Below are 18738 nucleotides of genomic sequence, written 5' to 3' on the forward strand. Positions count from 1 at the left end.
GAGGGGGGCGGCGGGCTGCCGCCCCCCTCTCGAACTCACTGCTTGAGGATCGCGGTGATCTCCTCGTTGTCGGCGTCGACCGTGTCGGTGCCATCCAGCACCGCGTTGCGTACGAGCGTCAGCCACGGGCTGCCGGGTGCGTTGAACGCCTGCTGGAAGTTCAGCGCCACCGGGGTGTCGCCGTTGGCCGCGACCTCGTTGATCGTGACCAGCCGCGGGTCCTTGTCGGAGTACTTGTTGCTCGAGAGGTCTGCGCGCGACACGACGTCGTTGTTCTTGGCGAGCACCTCGACCTGGGCATCCTCGGACATCATCCAGCTGAGGAAGTTCCAGGCCTGCGCAGCCTTCTTGGAGTCCTTCGAGACGCCGATGCCGTCGCCACCGACGAAGGTCGACGCGCCGCCCTCAGGTCCGGGGATGCCGGCCACGCCGACGTCGAACGGTGTCGACGACAGCAGGGTCGCGGGGTAGAACATGAGACCGACGTTGCCCTCGGTGAACCCGGCGGTCCAGGTGGGGCCGGCTTCGTCCTGCGAGCTCGGCAGCACCGCGCCGGACTCCCACAGGTCGTTCCACGTCGAGTAGACCTCCTTGGCGGTGTCGCTGGCGAGGAGCGACTCGGTTCCGTCGTCGCTCAGCACCTCTTCGCCATCGGCCCACACGCTCGGGAACCAGGTGAAGACGAGGCAGCCGCCGCAGTTGAGGCCGGTCGCGGTGCCGTAGACACCGTCCTTGCCGAGAGCCTGGATCGCCTTCGCGTCCTCGGCGAACTCGGCGAGGTTGGCCGGGGCCTTCTCGGGGTCGAGCCCCGCCTCGGTGAAGAGGTCCTTGTTCCAGAACAGCATCGAGAGGTCGAGCACGAACGGCAGCACGTGCTCCTTGCCGTCGACGGTGCCGGCCGACAGGTGGCCCGGGTTGATCTCGTCCTTGAACGGGAGGCCTTCGATCTGCGCCGAGATGTCCTGGAACAGCCCCTGCTGTACCCAGTTGGGCACGTAGACGATGTCGGCGGCGAACAGATCGGGGAGGCCGTCGGAGCCGGCGGCGGCGCCGACCTTGGCGACGTAGTCGTCGTTGGGGACGACCGTGAGCTCGACCTGGTTCTCATGGCTCGCGTTGTAGGCGTCGACGAGGAGGTTCGCCTGCTTCTCGAGGGGCGCGCGGGTCCACAGGGTCAGCGTCGAGCCGTCGTCGGTGCCGTCCGGGCCGATCGACTCGGCGGGTGCGGGTGTGTTGTCGCTGCCCGAGCAGGCGGCGAGCCCACCCATGAGGGCTGCGGTGGCGACGATCGCCGTGAGCGTCCGCAGGGGCGCCCGCCGGCGGCGGTGGTTGGTCATGCTGTCTCCTCTTGCTCGTCATCGAGCGGATGCGGCCGGTTGTGCCGGGTGCGCGCCGCTATGCATGGATTTGGAATCTCGAAACGTACCGAAATCCCTTTCGGTACGTTATCTTCAGTTTCGAAGCACCGTCAAGGCGTTGAACCGATAACGTTTTTGTAACGAGGGGGGTGGCATGACGTCGAGTGAAAGCGGACGAACGACGACGCTCAGCGATGTCGCGCGCCGGGCGGGGGTGTCGATCGCCACGGCATCGAAGGCGCTGAACGGACGGGGCGACGTCGCGCCGGCGACTCGAGCGCGGGTTGCCGAGGCGGCCGAGGCGCTCTCGTTCACGCCGAACGCCATGGCCCGCGGGCTGCTGGCGGGGCGCACCGGAACGGTCGGGCTGCTCACGAGCGACCTCGAGGGCCGCTTCATGCTCCCGATCCTGATGGGTGCAGAAGACGCCTTCGGCGCAGGAAAGGTGAATGTCTTCCTCTGCGACGCGCGGGGCGACGCCATTCGGGAACAGCATCATCTGAAGGCGCTGCTGAGCCGACGCGTGGACGGCATCATCGTCGTCGGTCGGCAGACCGACCCGCGTCCGTCGCTCGGGCAGGACCTGCCCGTTCCCGTGGTCTACGCCTACGCGCCCTCAGACGATCCGCGCGACCTCTCACTCACTCCGGACAACTATGCCGGAGGCCGGCTCGCGATCGAGCACCTGATCGCATGCGGCCGCACGCGGATCGCGCACATCAGCGGAGATCCCGAGTATGCGGCGGCGCAGGATCGCCTGGCCGGTGCCCGGGCCGCGCTCGACGCCGCCGGGCTGCCCCTCATCGGCGAGCCGATGTTCTCGGTGTGGTCCGAGCACTGGGGGAGGGATGCCGCGGCCATGCTGCTGGAGCGCCATCCCGACGTCGACGCCATCTTCTGCGGCTCGGACCAGCTCGCCCGCGGTGTGCTCGACACGGCGCGCGACCTCGGGCGGCGCGTGCCGGATGACCTGGCGGTGATCGGCTACGACAACTGGGAAGTGCTCACCACGAACGCTCGGCCCGAGCTGACGAGCATCGATGCGAACCTGCAGCAGCTCGGCCGACAGGCCGCGCAGCGGGTGTTCGATGCGATCGACGGCGTCGACATCGGCGAGGGCACGCATCACCTGCCGGTGCGGCTCGTGATTCGGGGTTCCACCATCGCGCGGCGCTGAGGCGCGCGGCGGCACCGCATCGGTCCGGTCGGGCGCCTACGCTGACCGGCGGACCACGAGTGAGAAATCGGTGAACAGCTCGCTCGGAGCGCTGTCGCGGCCCTCGACCCGGGCGGCGAGCAGGTCGACGGCGAGCTTGGCGACCTGATCGGTTCCCGGCTCGACGGTGGTCAGGGCGGGCACGGAGAACTCCGCCATGGGAACGTTGTCGAAACCGACGACGGCGACGTCGCCGGGTGCGCTGAGTCCGCGCGCTCCCAGGGCGTGCAGCGCTCCGAACGCCAGGGTGTCGTTGAAGCAGAACACCGCGTCGGGTGGTTCCTCGAGGGTCAGAAGCTGCCTCATTCCGGCTGAACCGTCGCGCAGGTGCCACTCCTGGGCGACGATCACGTACTCGTCGCGGACGGGAAGGCCCCGGGCGGTGTGCGCTTCGCGATAGCCGTCGAGGCGCAGCGATGCTGCGCTCACGGTACTGACGTGCGGGTTCGATCCGATCGCGGCGACGCGGCGGTAGCCGCGATCCAGCAGATAGCCGGTGGCCATGGCGGCAGCCTCGGTATTGGCCATCGCGACGTGGTCGACCGGAGCGTGGAAGATGCGATCGCCGAGGATGACGAGTCGGTCGTTGCCGGTCAGATGACGCTCGTCACCCGGGCCGAGGGCGTGCGGCTGGAAGATGAGTCCGTCCGAGTGCTGCCTGCGTGCGCCCGAGAGGATCGCCAGCTCGGTCTCGCGACGCGCACCGGTCTGCTCGATGACGACCGCCCAGTCGTGCCGCTCGGCTTCGGCCATGATCCGGCTGGCGAGATGGCTGAAGTAGTCGATGCCGAGATCGGGGATCGCGAGGGTGATGCTGCCGGTGCGCCCGGTCCGCAGACTCCGCGCTGAAGTGTTCATGCGGTAGCCGAGCTCGTCGACGGCGCGCAGGACTCGATCACGAGTCTCCGGCCGCACGGCCGAACTTCCCGAGAGCACGTTCGAGACCGTACGGGCGGTGACGCCGGCACGCGCGCCGACGTCGGCCATCGTCACGTTCGCCAGTCTCGTCACCTCGGCTATCCCTCGTCCGGAGCGCAGGTGATCCGGACCACGGCCCATGATAGGGGCGGCAGCTCGGCCCGCACCCGTCCGTCATCGAGCACGACGGCCAGTGGCCGTGGTGCCACCCGTTCGGGTTCCGCGAACGAGTTCGTCGCATATGGATCGGGATCCCAGAGCAGGGCAGAGGATGCCACGGCCTCCGGTGAGAGATCGCGCAGGTCGACTTCGACCACGGCCCGGCGTTCGATCGATCGATTCGTCATCAGGATGTGGACGGCGCTCCCGCTCGGGTCGACTGTCACCGTTACCACCGTGTCGGCGTCGGGGCCCCCGCTCGCGCTCGTCGCCAGCACGGTGTGGCCGGCGCACTGCGCGGCAGCGGCGAAAGGGTAGAAGGTGGTCTGGCGCCAGGCGGGCGCTCCGGGTTCGGCCCGGATCGGCCCGATGACGTTCACCAGCTGGGCCATCGCCGCGATTGCGACGGTGTCGCAATGCGCGAGGATGCTCTGCAGCAGAGTCCCGACCACGACAGCGTCCGCGACGGTGTAATCCTGCTCGAGGAGCCGAGGGGCGCGCTCGAAGGCGAGGTGCGGCTTGAGGTCATCGTGCGCCCGGAAGTTCCAGACGTTCCATTCGTCGAGGCTGATCCTGACCGCACGGGCGTCGGGTCGCGTCGACCTGACGCGCTGGATCACGGCATCCACATCCTCCAGGAAGCGGTCGAGGGTACGTGCCGATCTCAGAAAGGCGCGAAGGTCTCCGTCGTCGAAGAAGTAGATGTGGCACGAGAGGTAGTCGACGAGTCCGATCGTGCGCTCGAGCACGGTCTGCTCCCACTCGCCGAAGGTCGGCATCTCGGCGTTCGAGCTGCCCACCGCCACGAGCTCGAGTGCATCGTCGAACATCCGCATCGCGGTTGCCGCCACGGCGGCCAGCTCGGCGTACCCGGAGGCCGTACGGTGACCCAGCTGCCAGGGTCCGTCGAGCTCATTACCCAGGCACCACAGTCGTACGTCGTGCGGCTCGGGGGAGCCGTTGCACACGCGCTCGTCTGAGAGCGTCGTGCCATCGGGATGGTTCGAGTACTCCAGCAGCCGCAGCGCCGATGAGACGTCGCCAAGGCCGAGGTTGATCGCGAGCATGGGCTCCACTCCGGCGCTGCGACACCATCCGACGAATTCGTCGATGCCGAACTCGTTGGTCTCGATGGACTTCCATGCGAGATCGAGCCGGCGCGGTCGCTCGGCGCGCGCTCCGACGCCATCGCGCCAGTCGTACCCCGACACGAAGTTGCCGCCGGGGTAGCGCACGACCGTCACACCGAGCTCGCGGACGAGGTCGAGGACGTCGCCTCGGAATCCCTCGGGTGTTGCGGACGGATGCGACGGCTCATAGATCCCGCCGTACACCCCACGTCCGAGATGTTCGACGAACGAGCCGAACAGGCGGTCACCAGCCGTGCCGACGGCCGGGCCGACCGAGATCGCGACGCGGTCTGACGGGCCGAGATCGGATGTCGGACGCAGGTTGCGCACGAGAAGGTCTCCTCTTGCTATTTGGGTATCCCGTATTTCATCGGTGAAACAACCCGACGGTAAGCGGGAGACCAGACGCGTGTCAAGCACTTGGTCCCCGTGCATCCAATTCCCGTATATCCCTTGACGAAATGGTTTTCGCTCGACACAATGCCCAGTGGGAATCCTCACTCATCACAATTTCATCGATGAAATGATTCTTCTCCCTTCCATCACGAGAGGCGTATCGCAATGAAGCACAATCGTCCACGTCTGGCAGCTGCACTCGCAGTGCTGGCCATGGGAACGGCGCTCGCCCTAAGCGGCTGCTCCGGCAGCTCGGGCGACACCGCGAGTTCCGACGCACCCGTCACCCTGACGGTCTGGCATTACTACAACACCGATGGGCAGGTCGCGACGCTCAAAGAGCTGGGCGACTCGTTCACGAAGACCCACCCGAACGTGACGGTCGAATTCCAATACGTTCCCGTCGACCAGATGACCACCAAGGCGGTCACCGCTGCAGGCGCCAAGACCGGACCCGACGTGCTGGTGTTCGGCGCGTCCGGAACCTACGACCTCTCCCAGGCCGGCGCGATCGAGCCCATGGACTGGTTCAAGGACTTCAAAGACGCCGGCCAATTCCCCGAGGGCGCGTTGCAGAACGTCGACGGCACCCTCTACGGGGTGCAGGGCTTCGTCAACCTGCTCGGACTCTGGTACAACCAGGACATGCTGACCGAGCTGGGGATCCCTGCACCGCCGACGACCACCGATGAGCTCGAGGCCGACATGGCCAAGGCGGTCGCGGCCGGCAAGCAGGGCATCACGCTCACCGGAAAGCCGGGGCTCGAGAGTCAGTGGCAGGGCTTCCCATGGTTCACATCGGCGGGATTCAGCTACGGCGATGCGCAGGCTGAGCCGATGGCCGCGACCTACCAGATGCTCCAGGACTGGGTCGGAGCCGGCTATCTGTCGAAGGAGGCCACGACCTGGGACCAGACGATCCCGTTCCAGCAGTTCGCGTCTGGTGCCTCGTTGTTCGCCGTTAACGGCAACTGGCAGATCACCGCGGCGAAGGAGGCCACCTTCGAGTACGGCGTCGCGCCGCTCCCGCTCTCGAGCGACGGCGGAGTCCTCCTCGGCGGCGAGGTGCAGAACGTCGGCGCGTTCTCGGAGAACCAGGAGCTGGCTCAGGAGTTCCTCGAGCAGACCTTCTTCTCGACGGATGGCGAGCTGGCCCTGCTGAAGGGATTCGGCGCGATCCCGACTCGCAGTGATGCGGCATCCGCATCCGAGATATCGAGCGACCCGATCCTCAGCGTCTTCGCTGACATCGTGCAAGGCCAGGGCCGGCCTTCGCCGAGCCCGCAGGTGCCCTCGAAGAACGTCAACGACGTCGAGACGATCGTCGGCGACTACTGGAGCAAGGCCATCGCCTCCGAAGGCACCCCTGATGGGCTCGCCGACGAACTCATGACGCAGCTGGTCCCGCTGCTGAAGGGCTAGTCGCGTTCATGGCAGGGACAGGCTCGGCCACCACAGGCATGATCGCCCCTCGCCAGCGCGTTCGCGGGCCGTCCCCGTCGGAGTCGAATCCGGCGGGGACTGCCCCGCGCCGTCGAGGCTCGATCCAGCGCGACCACCGCCTCGCCCTCGCGCTTCCGGCGGCGGCGCTGATTGCCGCGCTCGCGGTCTGGCCGCTGATCCAGCTGATCCGCATGTCATTCCACGAGGTGACGGGCGCGACACTCAACCGCGACTGGGTCTTCGCGGGGTTCGACAACTTCACCGCGCTGTTCGCCAATCCCGACTTCGCGAAGGTCGTCGGGAACACGCTCATCTTCGTCGTGGTCGTCACGGCGATCGGCATGGTCGGTGGCTTCGCGGTCGCGGTGGCGGTGTGGTCGGGAACGCCGGGTGGGTCGTTCCTGCTCGGGATGATGGTCTTCGTCTGGGCCCTGCCACCGGTGATCAACGGGTCGATCTGGAAATTCCTGCTCGGTGACCACGGGCTGGTGAACTCCGCGCTGCGCGCCGCCGGCTTCGGACCTCAGGGCATCGGGTTCCTCTACGACACGCACTTCGCACTGTGGTCTGTGGCGCTCGTCAATGCGTGGGCCGTGATCCCCTTCAACGCGCTCATCTTCCGCGCCGCGCTGCTGAGCATCGATGACTCGGTGCTCGAGGCGGCCGAAGTCGACGCAGCGCGGCCACGCCACCGGGTGCGCTACCTCTTCCTGCCGCACGCGCGCCCGGCAGCCGCGGTGCTCACGGTGCTCACGATCGTGTACGCGTTCCGCAGCTTCGACTTCATCTATGTGATGACCGCCGGGGGGCCAGGCACCTCGTCCACCACGCTGCCCTACCTCGCGTACGTGCAGGCCTTCCAGAGGCTGGATTACGGCGCGGGCGCGGCTACGGCGCTGCTGGCACTTCTCGTGGTGATCGCGCTGGCGCTCGTCTACGCGCGGGATGTGCGCCGCAGCGAGGAGGCATCGTGACCGGGTCGCCGCGCCGTCGACGGGAGCCACTCGCGTTCGCCTTCCGGCTGTTCCTTTACGTCGTCTACGGGCTGCCGCTGCTGTGGATCGTGCTCACGTCGCTCAAGAGCCAGGGTGAGGTGCTCTCCTCGCAGTCGTCGCTCGTGTTCACCCCGACACTCGACGCCTATGCGTCCGCGCTCGCCGACCCGCAGCTGGGAGCCTCGATGCGCCAGTCCGCGATCATCGCCGTCGGCACGACGATCATGTGTCTCGTCTTCGCGATCCCGGCCGCCTACGCACTGGCGCGGATCAGGAGTCGTGTCGTCGTGCCCGCGCTCGCGCTCTTGGTCATCCTCCAGATGATCCCGCAGACGGCGAATCTGATCCCGCTGTTCTGGGTGCTCGCCCAGTGGGGACTGCTCGACACGAACCTCGGGCTGATCCTCGCCGACGCCGCACTCTTCCTCCCGTGGGCGGTGCTGCTGCTGCGGCCTTTCTTCTCGGGCATCCCGATCGCGATCGAAGAGGCGGGCCGAATCGATGGGGCGCGGACGCTGAGGGCGTTTTTCTCCCTCGCGCTCCCACTGGCGCGCAACGGCATCCTCACCGTCAGCGCGATCATCTTCCTCGTCTCATGGGGTGAGTTCCTGTACGGCATCACGTTCATGCTGTCTCCGGACAAGTACCCGATGAGCGCCCTCATCGCCCAGCAGGCAGGCGCCTTCGGTATCGACTGGCCGGGCATGATGGCATTCGCGGTGGTGTCGGCGGTGCCGGTGTTCATCGTTTACGTGTTCAGCTACCGCCTGCTGCGCACCGGGTTGACCCTGGGGGCCGTGAAGTAGGACCCGGCCCTCCGTCAGCGGGTCGGGCGGGGGAGCTGCCACCACTTGCGAGGCTGCGCGACGCCTTCCTCGGGATTCGACTCGACCCCCTGCCTGGCCGCGCGCCGCGCGTGCCAGGCGCGCACCTCGTCGTCGACCTCGCGCGTGGGCGTGATCACCGGTGGACCGCCGAGCAGCTGCCGGCGTGCCTCGATGACCCGCAGATTGAAGTCCTCGACGACCTCGCGCACCTCGGTTTCGTGCCTCAGCTCGTCGAGCCGGTCGGCCAGCTGTGCGCTCTCGACCCTCAGCGACAGAGCGGGCGGACCGAGCCCGGTCAGCTGCTCGCTCTCGATCTTGCGTCGGATCCACCAGTCCGGATCATGGCTCTCGCCGAGGCCCGGGATCGGCTTGCCCGCGCCGGGCAGGTTGTCGAACTCGCCACGACGTATGGCCTGCTGAATCGCGACCTCGACGTACGCGGCCCGCTCCGCCGCGCTGCTCGCCCGGTCCCGACGGCTGGGTGGTGCGGTGAGCTCCGGTGCGAAGCCAGAGTCGTCGGGTGCGTCAGCCGCGTCGTCGCTCTGGGCCGCGGCATCCTTCTCGCTCTGCTCGAGCTTGTCGATCTGATACCGCGCCGCGGCGACGCGAGGGTCGTCGGTCATCGTGCTCCTCCTGGGGGCGAAGGTGCCTCCAGCCTAGAGCCGAGGCCTCAGACGTGGTCACGCCAGGAGTGCTTCGGCGCGAAGCCGAGGAGGCGCCGGGCCTTGTGGATCGACAGCAGCGTGTCGTTGTCGCCGAACTCGCCGCGCAGCGGCACACCGGGGAACACCTCGGCGATGAGCTCGCTGTTCGGCCGCGACATCACCGTGTCGGCGGCCGCGATGATGAACCGATCGAACCCCGGTGGGGCGACCTCGAGGGCCCGCTCGATGGCCTGCGCGCCGTCGCGGGCGTCGATGTAGCCCCACAGGTTCCACTTGCGCAGCCGTGCATCCGCGTCGAACGAGGGGAACTCGGCGTAGTCCGCCGGCACCATCACATTCGAGAACCGCAGCGCCGTGATCGAGAGGTCCGGATGCCAGCGCACGAGCTCGGTCGCGAGCTGCTCCTCGAGCACCTTCACGATCGAATACACGCTCTCCGGACGCGCGGGATACTCCTCGTCGACCGGGATGTACGGCGGCGGCACGTCGAACGGCAGCCCCAGCACCGTCTCGCTGGACGCATAGACGATACGACGGATGCCGAGGCGCGCGGCTGCCCAGAACACGTTGAACGTGCTCGGCATGTTGTTGTGGAACGTCGCGACATCGGAGCGGATGCCGGGGGCCGGGATCGCCGCGAGGTGCACGACGGCATCGAACGGCGTGGTGCGGTCGACGCCGCCGAGCGCGTCGACGACCTGGCCGTAGTCGGTGAGGTCGACCTGCACGAAGTTCTGGCCTCGCGGGCCCACGACATCCATCCCGATGACGGTGTGGCCCGCGGCGCGGAGTTCATCCGCGACGACCGAGCCGAGCTTTCCGGTGGAGCCGGTGACAGCGATGCGCATGAACCCAGCCTGTCACGGTGGCGATCAGCTCGGGGCGGCTCGCGTCGACTGCCGGACGATCAGGTGGGTCGGCAGCGGCGTGTCCTCGGTCGCCGTCTCGGGCTCCTCGACCGCGATCAGCACCTTCTGCATGATCAGCTCGCCGAGCGCCGCGAAGTCCTGGCGCACAGTGGTCAGCGCGGGGTAGAGGTAGCCGGCTTCCGGCACGTCGTCGAAGCCGACGACGCTGACGTCTTCTGGGACGCGGATGCCGCGTTCCCGCAGCGCCGACAGCAGTCCGATGGACATGTGGTCGTTGCCGACGAAGATCGCCGAGCCCGGCTCGACATCGAGGGCCGACCCGAGCCGATAGCCGCTCGCCGCCGACCAGTCGCCGTGCTGCGGCTCGACGACCTCGAGCCGGTGTGCGGCGAGCTCGTCGCGCCAGCCGCGCACCCGCTCGGTCGCGTCCGAGGCGCGTGGGGGCCCGGCGAGATGCAGAATCCGCTGATGCCCGAGCTCGGCGAGGTGACGCACTGCCGACCGGGCGCCCCGGTACTGGTCGATCGATACCAGGAGGGGGCTGCGGCGCGCGGTGGACGCGGCCGCGACGAGAGGGATGCTGAGGTCGAGGGCACGCACCGCCTCGAGCACCTCCGTGTCGACGACGACCAGGACGATCGCGTCCACGCGCTGCCGCAGCAGCCCCTCGACCACCGCGCGGATGCCGGCCGCATCGGCATCGAGCGAGCTCACCGTCTCGACGCTGTAGCGGGCGACCCGCGCGGCGAAGTTGAAGTGCATGGCGATCGATGTCGGGCCGTAGTCCGAGACCCCCGGAGTGACGAGCCCGATCGTGCGCGTGCGCCGGGTGACCAGGGCCCGCGCCGCGGGTGACGGGCTGTAGTGCAGCTGGGCGATCGCCTGCTCGACCCGTGCGCGCGTCGCGGGGCGGACGTTCGGCAGGTCGTTGAGCACGCGCGAGACCGTCTGATGCGACACGCCGGCCAGCCGTGCGACATCGAAGATGTTCGCGGCGCGCGAGCCCTTGTCGTCGCTCACGATCGACCCTCGATATCGTCGGCGCCTGCCGAAGCGTCGGCCGCTCCCGAGGGGGCGGCGTCGTCGCGGTCCGCCGACCCCACGGCCTCACTTTCGTCCTCGTCCGGCCGCGCCACCATCGCCATGAGCGAATCGACGGTCAGCCCCTCGGAGGGGAGGGTCTCGATGATCCGCCCTCCGCGGAGGATCGCCACCCGGTGCCCGACCCGCAGCACCTCTTCGAGCTCGGCCGAGATGAACACGACCGACAGGCCGTTGTCGGCGAGCTCGCCGACGAGGTTCTGGATCTCGACCTTCGCTCCGACATCGATCCCGCGGGTGGGCTCGTCGAGCACGAGCACGCGCGGTGACAGGGCGAGCATGCGCGCGAGCAGCACCTTCTGCTGGTTGCCGCCCGAGAGAGTGCCTGCGGGCTTGTCCATATCCGCCGGTCGGATGTCGAGGGCCTCGATCCAGCTCGCGGCGAGTTCGCGCTGACGAGAGGAACGGATGCGCCGGAGGATGCCGCGCTGGGCCTGCAGCGCGAGCGTGATGTTCTCGCGCACGCTGAGTTCGCTGATGATCCCCTCGGTGCGGCGGTTCTCGGACGAGTAGACGACCCCGAACGAGATCGCGCGGCGCACACCGCCGAGCCCCGCGTCCTGTCCGGTGATGCGGATGATCCCGGCATCCAGCCGATCGATACCCGTGAGCGCGCGGGCGAGTTCGGTGCGCCCGGAGCCGAGCAGCCCGGCCACGCCGAGCACTTCGCCTTCGGCGAGATCGACGTCGGCGCCGGTGATTCCGGTGCCGACGGTCACGTCGCGCCCGCTGAGGTACGGCGTCGCGGCGTCGAGTGGTTCGTCGACGCTCGGACGAGTCCGCAGGTCTTGGACGCTGCGGCCGAGCATCTTCTCGACGAGGTCGATCCGCAGCAGCTCCTTCGTGAGGTACTCGCCGACGAGCTTGCCGTTGCGCAGCACCGTCACCCGATCGCAGATCTCGTACACCTGGTCGAGGAAGTGCGAGACGAACAGAATCGCGACACCGCGCTGCTTGAGCTCGCGGATGACCCGGAACAGTTCGGCCACCTCATCGAGGTCGAGGCTCGAGGTCGGCTCGTCGAGGACGAGCACCTTGACGTCGACCGAGATCGCCCGCGCGATCGCGACCAGCTGCTGGATGGCGAGGGAGTGCGTGCTCAGGATCGACGCCGGGTCGATGTCGATTCCCAGATCGGTGAGCACCGCTTTCGCCTCGGCGCGCATCCGCCGCCAGTCGATGATGCCGAATCGGCGGGGCTCTCGGCCGAGCGCGATGTTCTCCGCGACGGAGACATTGGGCAGCAGGTCGATCTCCTGGTAGACCGTGCTGATGCCCGCGCGCTGCGCATCGTGCGGTGTCGGAAAGCGCACGACCGCGCCGTCGAGCCGCAGTTCCCCCTCGGTCAGCGCGAGCGCACCGGTGATCGCCTTGATGAGTGTCGACTTGCCCGCGCCGTTCTCGCCCATGAGCGAGTGCACCTCGCCGGGGAACATGCGGAAGTCGACGCCGTCGATCGCGGCATCCGCTCCATAGCGCACGGTCGCCCCGGTGAGCTCGAGGAGCGGGGCGGCGGCGTCCATCACGCCATTATGGTGCGATGCCGGCGCGCCGCCGCGCTCCCCGAGCGGACCATCTCAGCGGCGTCGATCCGAACGCGCGACGATCGCGCGCTGCACGACGATGAACACCAGCAGCAGGATGCCGATGATGATGCGCGTCCAGGACTGCTCGGCGCCCATGAAGGAGATCACGGTCTGGATCCCGCCGTAGACGAGGACGCCCACCATCGACCCCAGCACGTACCCTCGACCGCCGCTGAGCAGCGTGCCGCCGATGACCACGGCCGCGATCGCATCCAGCTCGGTGCCGACGCCGTACAGCGGGTAGCCCGCGCCGGAGTAGGCGGTGAGGGCGAGGCCGGCGAGGGCCGCGCAGACCCCGCTGATGACGTAGGCGACGACCTTCGTGCGGGCGACGTTGAGGCCCATCAGCCGCGCGGACTGCTCGTTGCCGCCGATCGCGTAGATCGTCCGTCCGAAGCGGGTCCATTGCAGCACGATCGCGGCGACGGCGACGACCAGGAGCGCCAGGACGCCGGTCGGCGAGATGTACCAGTCGCCGAGCCGGAACCGCGTGCTGCCCAGCCAGAGGACCACCGGGTCCACAACCTTGATCGACTCGAGGCTGACCACGAACGCGAGACCGCGGGCGAGGAACAGGCCGGCCAGCGACGCGATGAACGGCTGCACCTCGAAGTACTGGACGAGCACACCGACCATCAGCCCGATCGCGGCTCCGCCGAGGAGCATCACCGGGATCGTGACGATCGCGGGGAAGCCTTCGGACAGCAGCTTCGCGCACAGGATGCCGGTGAATGCCATCACGGAGCCGACCGACAGATCGATGCCGCCGGTCAGGATCACGAACGTCATGCCGACGGCCAGGATCAGCAGGTACGCGTTGTCGAGCAGGAGCGACGAGATGTTGCGAGGCGTGATGAAGTTGCCGAAGTAGAGCTGTGCTCCGACGAACAGCAGGATCAGGATGGCGAGGGCCGCGAAGGTCGGCATGAGCGACGCGTGGCGGTTCAGGAAGGTGCCCCAGCGTGACGACAGGCTCTGCTCGTCGCTGGGTCGGGTCTGCACTGTCGCGGTCATGACGCCGCCTCCGTCCTGCTCGGCGTGCCGGCCGTTCGCATCGATTGAATGAGGTCGCGCGCGACACGGTGCACCCGCGGCGACTGGACGAGGACGACGATGATGACGACCGCGGCGAAGACCACCGGCGCCTGCGCCGAGGGCACGCCGAGGAACAGGATCGTCGAGCGGAGCGTCTGGATTGTGAAGACACCGACGACGGTGCCCGCGATCGTGAACTTGCCGCCGGTCAGCGAGGTGCCGCCGAGCACGACGGCGAGGATCGCGTAGAGCTCGATGTAGAGGCCGGTGGCATTGGCGTCGGCCGCCATGATGTTGGAGCTGTACAGGATGCCGGCCATGCCGGCCAGCAGCCCGCTCGCGACATAGGCCCCGAAGACGATGCCTCGGGAGCGCACCCCCGCGAGCCGGCTGGCTTCTGGGTTGATGCCGACAGCCTCGGTCAGCACGCCCAGCGCGGTGCGCCGCTCGAGCAGCGCGATCACCAGGATCGCGGCGACCGAGATGAACAGCGCGAAGGGGAGCCCGACGACATAGCCGGTCGCGATGAACTTGTAGGGCGCGCTGGTGACGGTGGTGATGAAGCCCTCGGTGATCAGCAGCGCCACGCCACGGCCGGCCAACATCAGCACGAGGGTCGCGATGATGGGCTGGATGCCGAGCACGGCGACCAGGAACCCGTTCCACACGCCCAGGACGAGCGAGACGAGGAGGCCGACCAGGAGCGCGACCGCCACGGTGCCGAGCGCCTCGGGCGAGCCCGACGTGTCGATGATGGTCAGTGCGACTGCGCCGGAAACCGCCATGATGGCGCCGACCGAGAGGTCGATGCCGCGCGTCGCGATGACGATGGTCATGCCGAGGGCGACGAGCATGAGCGGTGCGCTGTTGCGCAGGATGTCGATCAGGGCCCCGTAGAGCTCTCCGTCGCGCACCGTGATCGAGATGAACTGCGGACGGACGATCGCGTTCAGCGCGATGAGCGCGAGCAGGGCGACGATGGGCCAGAACAGCCGATGTGTCACGAGTTTCTTCACGCTGCGCTCCCTTCGCCGGCGTTGGCGATGTAGTCGATGAGGCCGTCCAGATCCACGTCGTCCGAGGACAGTTCGCCGATCTGACGGCGGTCGCGCATCACGATGACGCGCTGGGCGAGCCGGAGGACTTCCTCGAGCTCGGAGGAGATGAAGATCACGGCGAGGCCCTTGTCGGACAGCTCGGCGACCTTGCGCTGGATGTCGGCCTTCGCGCCCACGTCGATGCCGCGGGTCGGCTCGTCGAGCACGATGAGCTCGGGCGCGGTCGCGAGCCAGCGGGCCAGCAGCACCTTCTGCTGATTGCCGCCGGAGAGATTCCCGGCGCGCAGGTTCGGGTCGGCCGGCCGCACGTCCAGGGCCTTGATGTACTCCGACACGATGGCGTCCTGCTCGGTGCGGCGGATGCGTCGCATCCATCCGCGACGGGCCTGGATGCCGAGCACGATGTTCTGCGCGACCGTGAGGTCGCCGATCACGCCTTCACCCCGCCGGTCCTCGGACGAGAACACCATCTTCTTGTCGATCGCGCTGCGCGGGGAGGTCATCCTCACCGGATGGCCGTTGATCTCGATCTGGCCGGAGTCCGCGCGGTCGGCGCCGTAGAGGAGGCGCACGAGTTCGGTGCGTCCGGATCCAAGCAGACCGGCGATGCCGACCACCTCGCCCTCGTAGACGTCGATGTCGGCAGGCTCGAGCACGCCGCGACGGCCGACGCCGGTGGCCCGCAGCACCGGGGTGCCGGTGCGGTCGATCTCGCGGGCGGCCATCGACGAGATCGCAGCGAGCTCATCGAGCTCGCGGCCGATCATCTTGGTGACGAGCGTCTCGCGGGGGAGGTCTGCGGCGGCGTACTCGCCGACGAGCTGGCCGTTGCGCAGGATCGTGATGCGGTCGGAGACCTCGTAGATCTGATCGAGGAAGTGGCTGACGAAGAGAATCGCCACGCCACGGTCGCGGAGGTCGCGCATGACGCTGAAGAGCTGCTCGACCTCGCCGCGGTCCAGGCTCGAGGTGGGCTCGTCGAGGATGAGCACCTTCGCGTCGAGCACCATGGCGCGGCTGATGGCGACGAGCTGCTGGATCGCGATCGAGTGGCTCGACAGTGCGGAGCGCGTGTCGATGCGCAGCCCGAGGTTTTCGAGGTGCCGGGCGGCCTCGCGATGCGCGGCCTTCCAGTCGATGGCGCCGGCCTTGCGCGGCTCGTGCCCGAGCATGACGTTCTCGCCGACCGAGAGGTTCGCGCACAGGTTGACCTCCTGGTACACGGTGGAGATCCCGGCGCTCTGCGCATCGGCGGTGTGCGCGAACACGCGCGTCTCGCCGGCGACGACGATCGACCCGCTGTCGATCGCGTACACACCGGTGAGCGCCTTGATGAGGGTGGACTTGCCGGCGCCGTTCTCGCCCATGAGCGAGTGGATCTCGCCGCCGCGAAGGCGGAAGTCGACGCCGTCGAGGGCGAGCACGCCGGGGAAGCGGATCGTGATGCCGGTCATCTGGACGATCGGGGGGACTTCGGTGTCCGCAGGCATGGTGGGGTTCGGTGCCTTTCCAGCTCCATTGTCGGGCACGTACGCCGGGGGACCGATGGATCGGCCCCCCGGCGGAGGTGCTACGACTTTGCTACAGGATGATCGGGTCGGAGATCAGTACAGGCGCGAGTCGATGACCTCGGCGGCCTGCTCCTGCGTGAAGGACTGGTCCTCGACGTAGTTCGCCTTCTCGACCGACTTGTCCGCAAGCACGTCCTTGACGAGCCCGGCAGCCAGATCGCCGAGGAGCGGGTTGCACTCCACGATGAAGTTGATCTTGCCGTCGACCAGTGCCTGCATGCCGTCGTGGACAGCGTCGATCGAGATGATCTTGATGTCCTCTCCGGGGACGCCGCCGGCAGCCTCGATGGCCTCGATGGCGCCGAGAGCCATGTCGTCGTTGTGTGCGTAGAGCAGGTCGATGCCGTCGAGCCCGTACTTCTGGATGAAGCCCTCCATGACCGTCTTGCCGCCATCGCGGGTGAAGTCACCCGTCTGGGAGTCGATCTTCTCGATCGACGTGCCCTTGATGGCCTCGTCGAAGCCCGACGCGCGCTCGTTGGCGGGAGCCGATCCAGTCGTGCCTTCGAGCACGACCATCTTGGTGGCGGTGTCGCCGTAGTTCTCCTTGGCCCACTCGCCGGCGGTGACGCCTTCCTTGTGGAAGTCCAGTCCGACCCAGCTCGCGAACAGGTCGTCCGACGACGTCACCGTGCGGTCTTCGAGCACGACCGGGATCCCGGCATCCGCTGCTTCCTGCAGCACGTCGTCCCAGCCGTCCTCGACGATCGGCGCGATGACGATCGCGTCGACGCCCTGGTTGATGAAGCTGCGGACGGCGGCGATCTGAGCCGCCGGGTCGTTGTCGGCCGCGTTGAAGGTGAGGTCGAAGCCGTTCTCCTCCGAGAACGCCGTCTTCATCGACTCCGTGTTGGCCGAGCGCCAGCCGCTCTCCGAGCCCGTCTGGGCGAATCCGACGCTGACGAGCTCGCCGCCGCCGCCGGCGTCGCCGCTGCTGTCGCCGCCGGATCCGCTCGAGCAGCCGGTGACTGCCAATGCGAACGCGCCCAGGATGGCGATGCTCGCGGCAATGTTGCGCTTCTGCATTCCAAAACCTCCTCGTCTTGGTCCGGCGTCAATGCCGGAGTTGTGATTGCCGACCTCTCGTGGTCGTCTGTGAGCGAAATGTTAGCCTTCACATTTCTATTTTGGCGAGAGTGTGAGCGATAACATTTCGATAACACCGCCATGAGAAACCCGCATCCTCGTCCCCGCGCGCCTTTCGGTGAACGTCTCGTAAGTGAGCGATCACATTTCGGATGAGACCGATCCCACCGGTGCGCTGGGTGGGCTGGGCTGCGGACCGGGCTAGCCTGAGGTGCCATGAGCGAGGGCGAGCAGGCACGACGCGTCGGGGTGCGCGACGTCGCGCGTCTGGCCGGCGTGTCGTCGCAGACCGTGTCCCGGGTCATCAACGACCAGCCCAACATCCGCTCCGAGACCCGCCGACGAGTGCTCGACGCCATGGCCGAACTGGACTACCGCGTCAACAACGCGGCGCGGACGCTCGGCACCAGCACGACCCGCACCGTCGGGGTGATCGCGTCCGACGCCACGCTCTACGGGCCGGCGGTCGGGATCGCGGCCCTCGAATCCGCCGCGCGGGCGGTCGGCCGGTGGATCGCGACGGCGTACGCGGATGCCGCGGACGAGGCATCCGTCCGCTCCGCCGCCGGCCACCTGCTCGCCCAGGGGGTCGACGGGATCGTCGTGCTGGCTCCGCACGCCCGCACGCTCGAGGCGCTCGAATCCGCCGGTGCGGGGGTGCCGGTGGTCGCGCTGCACAGCGGCGCCGGCGCGCAGCGGCAGGTGGAGGGCGCCGCGCTCCCGGTGCGGCACCTGATCGACCTCGGACACCGGCGGATCGCCCGGCTCGCGGGTCCCGCCGACTGGCTGGAGGCCGTCGCCCGGGATCGCGGCGCCGTTGCGGAGCTCGCGGCGTCCGGACTCGAGGCGGGGCCGAGGTGGGAGGGCGACTGGACCGCGGAGTGCGCCGCCGCCCTCAGCCCGGCGATCGCGACGGCGGTCCGCGCGCCGGGCGGCCCGACCGCAGTGGTCGCCGCGAACGACCAGATGGCGCTCGGGCTCATCGCGGGCCTCCGTGCGGCCGGCGTCGAGGTGCCTGGCGATGTCAGCATCGCTGGTTTCGACGACAATCCGGATGCCGCGTACTACCGACCAGCGCTCACCACGGTGCGGGTCGACATCGCGGGCGAGGCGCGGCGGTGCGTCGCCGAAGTGCTCGGGCTGGAGGCATCCGCTGCTCCCGTGGCCGAACCGGTCCTCGTCGTGCGCGCGTCGACCGCTCCGCCGCCGGCCGACCTTTCGTCGATCGGATCGGGCCGCGGGGCCAAGGTCGACAACGCGTGATGTTACCGGTAACATTCTGACCGGCGGATGCCGCATCCCGCCGCTGCTATCCGCTGGAGGAA

General features: G+C 68.3%; 16 protein-coding genes. 5 read left to right on the forward strand and 11 right to left on the reverse strand.

Features of this window, described 5'->3' with window-relative positions; all coding sequences use genetic code 11:
* Positions 1–35: 35 nt before the first annotated feature.
* Positions 36–1337 carry an ABC transporter substrate-binding protein gene (locus ACXJ3V_RS03505; RefSeq protein WP_457098876.1) on the reverse strand — a complete coding sequence of 434 codons (1302 nt, stop codon included), beginning with the start codon at positions 1335–1337 and terminating at the stop codon, positions 36–38.
* Positions 1338–1512: 175 nt separating this feature from the next.
* Here ACXJ3V_RS03505 and ACXJ3V_RS03510 point away from each other — a divergent pair, with 175 nt between their 5' ends.
* Positions 1513–2535 (forward strand): LacI family DNA-binding transcriptional regulator, encoded by a 1023-nt coding sequence (locus ACXJ3V_RS03510; protein ID WP_457098877.1) that lies wholly within the window; start codon positions 1513–1515, stop codon positions 2533–2535.
* A 36-nt stretch (positions 2536–2571) separates the two neighbouring features.
* Here the strand turns inward: ACXJ3V_RS03510 and ACXJ3V_RS03515 are convergent, their stop codons facing one another.
* Both ACXJ3V_RS03515 and ACXJ3V_RS03520 read right to left on the reverse strand, forming a co-directional pair.
* Positions 2572–3585 carry a LacI family DNA-binding transcriptional regulator gene (locus ACXJ3V_RS03515; RefSeq protein WP_457098878.1) on the reverse strand — a complete coding sequence of 338 codons (1014 nt, stop codon included), beginning with the start codon at positions 3583–3585 and terminating at the stop codon, positions 2572–2574.
* 5 nt (positions 3586–3590) lie between these two features.
* Entirely contained in the window at positions 3591–5111 is a 1521-nt protein-coding gene (locus tag ACXJ3V_RS03520) for an alpha-N-arabinofuranosidase (RefSeq protein ID WP_457098879.1), read from the reverse strand.
* 231 nt (positions 5112–5342) lie between these two features.
* Between ACXJ3V_RS03520 and ACXJ3V_RS03525 the strand changes: the two genes are divergently transcribed.
* Genes ACXJ3V_RS03525 through ACXJ3V_RS03535 form a run of 3 tightly spaced genes read left to right on the forward strand, consistent with a single transcriptional unit; the run spans position 5343 to position 8421 of the window.
* Positions 5343–6599, forward strand: a complete 1257-nt coding sequence (locus ACXJ3V_RS03525; RefSeq protein ID WP_457098880.1) for a sugar ABC transporter substrate-binding protein — start codon at positions 5343–5345, stop codon at positions 6597–6599.
* Between the two features lie 38 nt (positions 6600–6637).
* Entirely contained in the window at positions 6638–7594 is a 957-nt protein-coding gene (locus tag ACXJ3V_RS03530; RefSeq protein WP_457098881.1) for a carbohydrate ABC transporter permease, read from the forward strand.
* Positions 7591–8421: a carbohydrate ABC transporter permease gene (locus ACXJ3V_RS03535; RefSeq protein ID WP_457098882.1), complete on the forward strand. Its 831-nt coding sequence runs from the start codon at positions 7591–7593 to the stop codon at positions 8419–8421. The genes ACXJ3V_RS03530 and ACXJ3V_RS03535 overlap by 4 nt, the downstream gene beginning before the upstream one ends.
* 14 nt (positions 8422–8435) lie before the next feature.
* On the opposite strand, the gene ACXJ3V_RS03540 is transcribed toward ACXJ3V_RS03535, so the two are convergent.
* From ACXJ3V_RS03540 to ACXJ3V_RS03575, 8 genes are all read right to left on the reverse strand, one after another.
* On the reverse strand, positions 8436–9065 hold the full coding sequence (locus ACXJ3V_RS03540; RefSeq protein ID WP_457098883.1) for a DnaJ family domain-containing protein: 630 nt from the start codon (positions 9063–9065) through the stop codon (positions 8436–8438).
* A 47-nt stretch (positions 9066–9112) separates the two neighbouring features.
* A complete protein-coding gene (locus tag ACXJ3V_RS03545; RefSeq protein ID WP_457098884.1) occupies positions 9113–9955 on the reverse strand; it encodes an NAD-dependent epimerase/dehydratase family protein in 843 nt (280 codons plus the stop codon).
* Positions 9956–9979: 24 nt separating this feature from the next.
* Positions 9980–10996 carry a LacI family DNA-binding transcriptional regulator gene (locus ACXJ3V_RS03550; protein WP_457098885.1) on the reverse strand — a complete coding sequence of 339 codons (1017 nt, stop codon included), beginning with the start codon at positions 10994–10996 and terminating at the stop codon, positions 9980–9982.
* A complete protein-coding gene (locus ACXJ3V_RS03555; RefSeq protein WP_457098886.1) occupies positions 10993–12600 on the reverse strand; it encodes a sugar ABC transporter ATP-binding protein in 1608 nt (535 codons plus the stop codon). The genes ACXJ3V_RS03550 and ACXJ3V_RS03555 overlap by 4 nt, the downstream gene beginning before the upstream one ends.
* A 54-nt stretch (positions 12601–12654) precedes the next feature.
* Positions 12655–13677 carry an ABC transporter permease subunit gene (locus ACXJ3V_RS03560; protein ID WP_457098887.1) on the reverse strand — a complete coding sequence of 341 codons (1023 nt, stop codon included), beginning with the start codon at positions 13675–13677 and terminating at the stop codon, positions 12655–12657.
* Entirely contained in the window at positions 13674–14714 is a 1041-nt protein-coding gene (locus tag ACXJ3V_RS03565; RefSeq protein ID WP_457098888.1) for an ABC transporter permease, read from the reverse strand. The genes ACXJ3V_RS03560 and ACXJ3V_RS03565 overlap by 4 nt, the downstream gene beginning before the upstream one ends.
* Positions 14711–16246: a sugar ABC transporter ATP-binding protein gene (locus ACXJ3V_RS03570; RefSeq protein WP_457098889.1), complete on the reverse strand. Its 1536-nt coding sequence runs from the start codon at positions 16244–16246 to the stop codon at positions 14711–14713. The genes ACXJ3V_RS03565 and ACXJ3V_RS03570 overlap by 4 nt, the downstream gene beginning before the upstream one ends.
* 114 nt (positions 16247–16360) lie before the next feature.
* Positions 16361–17353 carry an ABC transporter substrate-binding protein gene (locus ACXJ3V_RS03575; protein ID WP_457098890.1) on the reverse strand — a complete coding sequence of 331 codons (993 nt, stop codon included), beginning with the start codon at positions 17351–17353 and terminating at the stop codon, positions 16361–16363.
* Positions 17354–17629: 276 nt separating this feature from the next.
* Between ACXJ3V_RS03575 and ACXJ3V_RS03580 the strand changes: the two genes are divergently transcribed.
* Positions 17630–18676: a LacI family DNA-binding transcriptional regulator gene (locus ACXJ3V_RS03580; RefSeq protein ID WP_457098891.1), complete on the forward strand. Its 1047-nt coding sequence runs from the start codon at positions 17630–17632 to the stop codon at positions 18674–18676.
* Positions 18677–18738: the final 62 nt, after the last annotated feature.

It is taken from the genome of Microbacterium sp. P5_E9, assembly GCF_054049175.1.

Excerpts from the sequence above, each read along its gene's own strand:
- ACXJ3V_RS03505 (WP_457098876.1), bottom strand. The coding sequence starts at position 1,337 with ATGACCAACCACCGCCGCCGGCGGGCGCCCCTGCGGACGCTCACGGCG.
- ACXJ3V_RS03510 (WP_457098877.1), top strand. The coding sequence starts at position 1,513 with ATGACGTCGAGTGAAAGCGGACGAACGACGACGCTCAGCGATGTCGCG.
- ACXJ3V_RS03525 (WP_457098880.1), top strand. The coding sequence starts at position 5,343 with ATGAAGCACAATCGTCCACGTCTGGCAGCTGCACTCGCAGTGCTGGCC.
- ACXJ3V_RS03530 (WP_457098881.1), top strand. The coding sequence starts at position 6,638 with ATGATCGCCCCTCGCCAGCGCGTTCGCGGGCCGTCCCCGTCGGAGTCG.
- ACXJ3V_RS03540 (WP_457098883.1), bottom strand. The coding sequence starts at position 9,065 with ATGACCGACGACCCTCGCGTCGCCGCGGCGCGGTATCAGATCGACAAG.
- ACXJ3V_RS03545 (WP_457098884.1), bottom strand. The coding sequence starts at position 9,955 with ATGCGCATCGCTGTCACCGGCTCCACCGGAAAGCTCGGCTCGGTCGTC.
- ACXJ3V_RS03555 (WP_457098886.1), bottom strand. The coding sequence starts at position 12,600 with ATGGACGCCGCCGCCCCGCTCCTCGAGCTCACCGGGGCGACCGTGCGC.
- ACXJ3V_RS03560 (WP_457098887.1), bottom strand. The coding sequence starts at position 13,677 with ATGACCGCGACAGTGCAGACCCGACCCAGCGACGAGCAGAGCCTGTCG.
- ACXJ3V_RS03570 (WP_457098889.1), bottom strand. The coding sequence starts at position 16,246 with ATGCCTGCGGACACCGAAGTCCCCCCGATCGTCCAGATGACCGGCATC.
- ACXJ3V_RS03575 (WP_457098890.1), bottom strand. The coding sequence starts at position 17,353 with ATGCAGAAGCGCAACATTGCCGCGAGCATCGCCATCCTGGGCGCGTTC.
- ACXJ3V_RS03580 (WP_457098891.1), top strand. The coding sequence starts at position 17,630 with ATGAGCGAGGGCGAGCAGGCACGACGCGTCGGGGTGCGCGACGTCGCG.